The 5,429-nt window shown below is 37.6% G+C and carries 5 protein-coding genes; all 5 read left to right on the top strand.

What is annotated here, in order from left to right; all coding sequences use genetic code 11:
- Positions 1–166 precede the first annotated feature (166 nt).
- The 5 genes from cyoE to ctaF all read left to right on the top strand — a co-directional run bounded on the left by cyoE (position 167) and on the right by ctaF (position 5,140).
- Entirely contained in the window at positions 167–1,105 is a 939-nt protein-coding gene (gene cyoE / locus V7147_RS21630) for a heme o synthase (protein WP_438824623.1), read from the top strand.
- A gap of 107 nt (positions 1,106–1,212) precedes the next feature.
- Positions 1,213–2,289: a cytochrome c oxidase subunit II gene (gene coxB, locus V7147_RS21635; protein ID WP_335369874.1), complete on the top strand. Its 1,077-nt coding sequence runs from the start codon at positions 1,213–1,215 to the stop codon at positions 2,287–2,289.
- A 25-nt stretch (positions 2,290–2,314) separates the two neighbouring features.
- Positions 2,315–4,189 (top strand): cytochrome c oxidase subunit I, encoded by a 1,875-nt coding sequence (ctaD, locus tag V7147_RS21640; RefSeq protein ID WP_438824624.1) that lies wholly within the window; start codon positions 2,315–2,317, stop codon positions 4,187–4,189.
- Positions 4,189–4,809: a cytochrome (ubi)quinol oxidase subunit III gene (locus tag V7147_RS21645; protein WP_335369875.1), complete on the top strand. Its 621-nt coding sequence runs from the start codon at positions 4,189–4,191 to the stop codon at positions 4,807–4,809. The genes ctaD and V7147_RS21645 overlap by 1 nt, the downstream gene beginning before the upstream one ends.
- 4 nt (positions 4,810–4,813) lie before the next feature.
- On the top strand, positions 4,814–5,140 hold the full coding sequence (ctaF, locus tag V7147_RS21650; RefSeq protein WP_335369876.1) for a cytochrome c oxidase subunit IVB: 327 nt from the start codon (positions 4,814–4,816) through the stop codon (positions 5,138–5,140).
- The last annotated feature ends 289 nt before the right edge of the window (positions 5,141–5,429 follow it).

A 5,429-nucleotide genomic window follows, 5' to 3' on the forward strand; every position in this document is an offset into this window, starting at 1 on the left:
GCTTTATTTTAATTATTGCGTTTTTTAATACTGAAATAAGTACAAAATGGTTGTATGTCAATTTGTGATTATCAAAATACATAAACGATGAGGTTGTTAAGATTGCTGTAAGCAATACAATGCCTGTAATTGAAAGTATGGTTGAAAATAATAAGGAGGCTTCTCGATGACGACGACAAGGTCTGTACTCGGTACAGATGGAAAAATGCAAAACGAAGAAATTCGTGAACAGGAATATCGAACAACTGCCTATAAGGATTTCCTTGCACTCATAAAAATTGGGATTATTAATTCCAATCTTATAACCGCCTTCACTGGTGTTTGGCTAGCCTTGTTTTTTACAGGCAAGAGTTTTTTAGCAGAGTTAGATATTGTCTTATATACGCTTATAGGTTCTGCACTAGTAATAGGTGGTTCCTGTGCAGTGAATAATTACTACGATAGAGATATTGATCATGTAATGGAACGTACTAAAGTACGGCCAACTGTAACCGGTAGAATTAATCCGAATCATGTTTTAGGATTGGGTATAATACTCATACTAATAGGAACAGGATTTCTACTTCTCACAACAGTTACTGCAGCAGTAATTGGTTTAATCGGTGCTTTTTCTTATATATACTTATATACAATATGGTCAAAACGTAGATATACAATTAATACCGTAATCGGAAGTATATCAGGTGCTGTTCCTCCGCTCATTGGTTGGGCAGCGATTGACCCAGAATTACACATAATTGCGTGGTTCTTGTTTTTAATTATGTTTATCTGGCAACCCCCTCACTTTTTAGCACTAGCGATGAGACGGGTTGAAGAATACCGTGCGGCAGGAATCCCAATGCTACCAGTTGTTCACGGGTTTGCAATGACAAAGAGACAAATCATGATTTGGATTCTTTGCTTGCTTCCACTTCCTTTTTATATGTTTTCTTTAGGCGGTCTATTTGTTGTAATCGCAACCCTCCTTAATATCGGATGGTTAGTCCTCGGAATTCGAGGATTTAAAATGAAGGATGATATCAAATGGGCAAAACAAATGTTTGTTTACTCACTCAACTACTTAACGATCATGTTTGTAACTATGATCATTGTTACATTAGTGTAAGTGGGTTTCAAAATATAAATAATTCTTCTATTTCAGGTAGGGGGATTTAATATCTTTTTCATAAAGATAGCAGCAAAATATTATTGAAAGAGGGGTTTGATGAAGCTATGAAAAAATGGCTACCAAAAGTGCGCTTGTTTACATTGTTTAGTTTCATGGCGCTACTGTTAGCAGGGTGTGGGGAACCATTCGTTTCTGCACTTCAACCAGCGGGGGAAGTTGCAAAAATGCAGTACGATCTAATGATCCTAGCTACATTAATCATGGTAATCGTTATTGCGATTGTTACGGTTATCTTTATTATCGCCTTAGTCAAATTTAGACGCAAAAAAGTTGGTGAGGACAAGATTCCTAAGCAAGTCGAAGGAAATCACACTTTAGAAATCATTTGGACTACGATTCCAATTCTTTTGCTATTGGTTCTTGCAATTCCAACTGTATCGGCTACTTTTAAATTAGCTGACGTAAAAGCAATGGAAGGTGACACAAGGGATAAAGATGCAGTTGTTGTCAATGTAACTGCAAATTTATATTGGTGGGAATTTGAATACCCTGATCACAGCGTTGTAACTGCCCAGGAATTAGTTGTTCCTACGGATGAAAAAGTTTATTTTAACCTTATAGCAGCAGATGTAAAGCACTCATTCTGGATTCCGGCTGCTGGTGGTAAATTAGATACTAACACAGATAACGTTAATAAATTCTGGCTAGAGTTCAACTCTGAAAAAACAGAAGAGGCTGGCGGCTTATTATATGGAAAGTGTGCAGAACTTTGTGGACCTTCCCATGCCTTAATGGATTTCAAAGTAAAACCAGTACCACGTGCTGAATTTGATCAGTGGATCGACAGTATGGTTGCGGCTAAAGATGTTGACCATGTACCTGCAAATGATTTGGCTAAAGCTGGGGAAGAGCTATTTACTTCAAACAGCTGTATTTCATGTCATGCAATTAATCCTGGTGAAAAACGTCCGACTGCACCAAGCTTAGCTACTTTCGGGGATCGCACGAGTATCGCTGGTAAATTAGAATTCAACGAAGATAATCTGAAAAAATGGTTAAAGGACCCTGAATCAATTAAGCCTGGTAACAACATGACTGGAACTTATGATAATAAAGGTTTATCTGACCAAGACTTAGATGCATTAGCTGAATATCTAATGGGGCTTAAAATTGAAGATTAAGAATATGGAATAAGGAGGTCACATTGTGAGTACATTAACTCAGAAAAAAGGGTTTGGTGCTACTTTATGGGATTATTTAACTACAGTTGACCATAAAAAAATTGCCAAACTTTATATAATAGCTGGTGGTTTTTTCTTCCTACTTGGTGGGATAGAAGCCCTTATCATCAGGATTCAGCTTGCTGTACCTGATAGTAACTTTGTTACAGCTGGCTTTTTTAATGAAATCATAACAATGCATGGTACAACCATGATTTTCTTGGCAGCCATGCCGCTCTTACTCGGATTTATGAATGCCGTCATGCCACTGCAAATTGGTGCCCGTGATGTTGCGTTCCCATTTGTAAATGCCTTAGGTTTCTGGTTATTCTTCTTCGGAGGAGTTTTCCTTAACTTAAGTTGGTTCATGGGTGGTGCGCCTGATGCAGGTTGGACTTCTTATGCATCACTTGCTTTACACTCTGAAGGTCATGGTATTGATTTCTATGTACTAGGACTTCAAATTTCAGGTATCGGTACTTTAATTGGTGGTATTAACTTCTTAGCAACAATTATCACAATGAGAGCACCTGGTATGACTTATATGCGTATGCCATTATTCACATGGACTACGTTTGTAGCATCAGCTTTAATTCTATTTGCATTCCCTCCATTAACTGTAGGGTTATTATTAATGATGTTTGACCGTATTTTTGGTACAGCGTTCTTCGTACCATCAATGGGTGGAAATACAATTATTTGGGAGCATTTATTCTGGATCTTCGGTCACCCAGAAGTGTATATCTTAATCCTCCCAGCATTCGGTATTTTCTCTGAGATATTTGCTACATTCTCAAGAAAACGACTATTCGGATACTCTTCAATGGTATTCGCAACAGTATTAATTGGTTTCCTAGGATTCATGGTGTGGGCTCACCACATGTTTACAACTGGTTTAGGACCAATTGCAAACTCAATTTTCGCGGTTGCTACAATGGCAATTGCCATACCGACTGGTATTAAAATCTTTAACTGGCTCTTCACTATGTGGGGCGGTTCAATGAAATTTACAACACCTATGTTATATGCAGTTGCATTTATTCCATCATTTATCATGGGTGGGGTAACTGGTGTTATGTTAGGTTCTGCACCAGCTGACTATCAGTATCATGATACGTATTTTGTAGTTGCTCACTTCCACTATGTTATTGTAGGTGGAGTTGTTTTAGCAGTATTCGCGGCAACACACTACTGGTGGCCAAAAATGTTTGGTAAAATACTAAATGAAACTTTAGGTAAAATTACTTTCTGGTTGTTCCTAATTGGTTTCCATTTAACATTCTTTATCCAACATTTCCTTGGTCTAATGGGTATGCCTCGTCGTGTATTTACATTCTTACCTAACCATGGTTGGGAAATTGGAAACTTAATAAGCTCTGTTGGAGCTGCATTTATGGCAGCTGGAGTACTTGTTCTTCTTTATAACGTTGTGATTACATCTATTAAAGGAGAATACGTATCAGGTGATGCGTGGGGAGATGGCCGTACACTAGAGTGGGCAATTTCATCACCACCACCAGAATATAACTTTGCACAATTACCATTAGTTCGTGGCTTAGATGCTTTCTGGGTAGAAAAAATGCAAGGCAAAAAAGAAATGACTCCTGCAGAACCGCTTGGAGACGTTCATATGCCAAATAGCTCTTTCTTACCTTTCATGATTTCATTCGGATTGTTCGTTGCGGCATTTGGTTTCTTACACCATCCAGATGGTGTTAGTTGGTCAGTTCCAGTTATGATCATTGGAGGAATCATTACATTTGGTTCCATGTTCTTACGTTCAATCATTGATGACCATGGCTACCATATTCATAAAGCTGATTTAATGGATGATGATGACAAGAAAGGGGTTGAGGCATAATGCATGTGGAAGAAAAATTAACAGCTGAAACTTTTCCTGCAGAGCCTGAAAAAGCGACCCTTGAAGGAAAAAATAAATTTATTGGTTTTTGGCTCTTCCTTGGAGGCGAGACAGTTCTTTTCGCTTCCCTATTTGCAACATATTTAGCATTACACAAAAGTAATGGTACAGGACCAGCTTCACAAGATTTGTTCGAAATACCACTTGCTTTTGCAATGACAATGATTCTTTTAACAAGTTCATTAACAAGTGTATATGCTATGTACCACATGAAGAACTTTAACTTTAAGAAAATGCAGATTTGGTTAGGTCTAACTGTACTGCTTGGTGCAGCTTTCCTTGGATTAGAAATCTATGAGTTTAACCACTATGTGCATCTAGGCCATACAATCACAGGTAGTGCATTTGGATCAGCATTCTATTTACTTGTTGGAACTCACGGTGCTCACGTACTATTTGGATTATGTTGGGCTCTAACAATTATGTTTAGAAACGCCAACCGTGGATTAGATTTATATAATGCACCTAAGTTTTATGTCTTTAGCCTTTACTGGCACTTTATTGACGTAGTATGGGTGTTCATCTTTACTGTTGTATATCTAATGGGAATGGTGGGATAAACACATGGCGAATAATACAAATAACACAAATGTTGATTTAGCTTATCGTAGAAGAAAAAGTGCGGAAGAAATGAAGCAACATGTTATTTCTTTTGCTCTGATGATTTTTCTTACTATCATTGCTTTTATTGCAGTTGGATCTGGTCAATTTTCACCTTACGTTGTTGTACCATTAATCCTACTTCTTGCTGTAGTTCAGGTTATCTTACAGTTGTTTTACTTCATGCACATGAATCATAAAGGACATGAAGCACCAAAAATGTTCCTATTCTCTGGAGTATTGATTGCTGCTGTAACCGTTCTATGCTTTATGACAATCATTTGGTGGTAAGAGTCGGAAAAAGTCGGTGTAAAAGCCGGCTTTTTTTCAATCTTTAGGACTTTTCATCTTTAGACAAAAAATGTTCATAAATGGTTTGTTTGCATGGCTATTTCCCTAAAGGTATAATTAATAGTATGTCTATATTGTTAACTTTTTTCAGTAGAAGTTCACAACTTCTGTAAGTGGTGATAATTGCAAGAAAACTAACCAATTTAGTGGGGGCTGAAACCTCGGCTGAATAAAGTTATAGCTTCCGACGGAGACATGCGATTTTCAAGGAAAGTTTTCGAGCATAGGA

Source organism: Bacillus sp. JJ1521, assembly GCF_036965165.1.
In the GTDB taxonomy this organism is placed as follows: Bacteria; Bacillota; Bacilli; order Bacillales; family Bacillaceae_L; genus Ferdinandcohnia.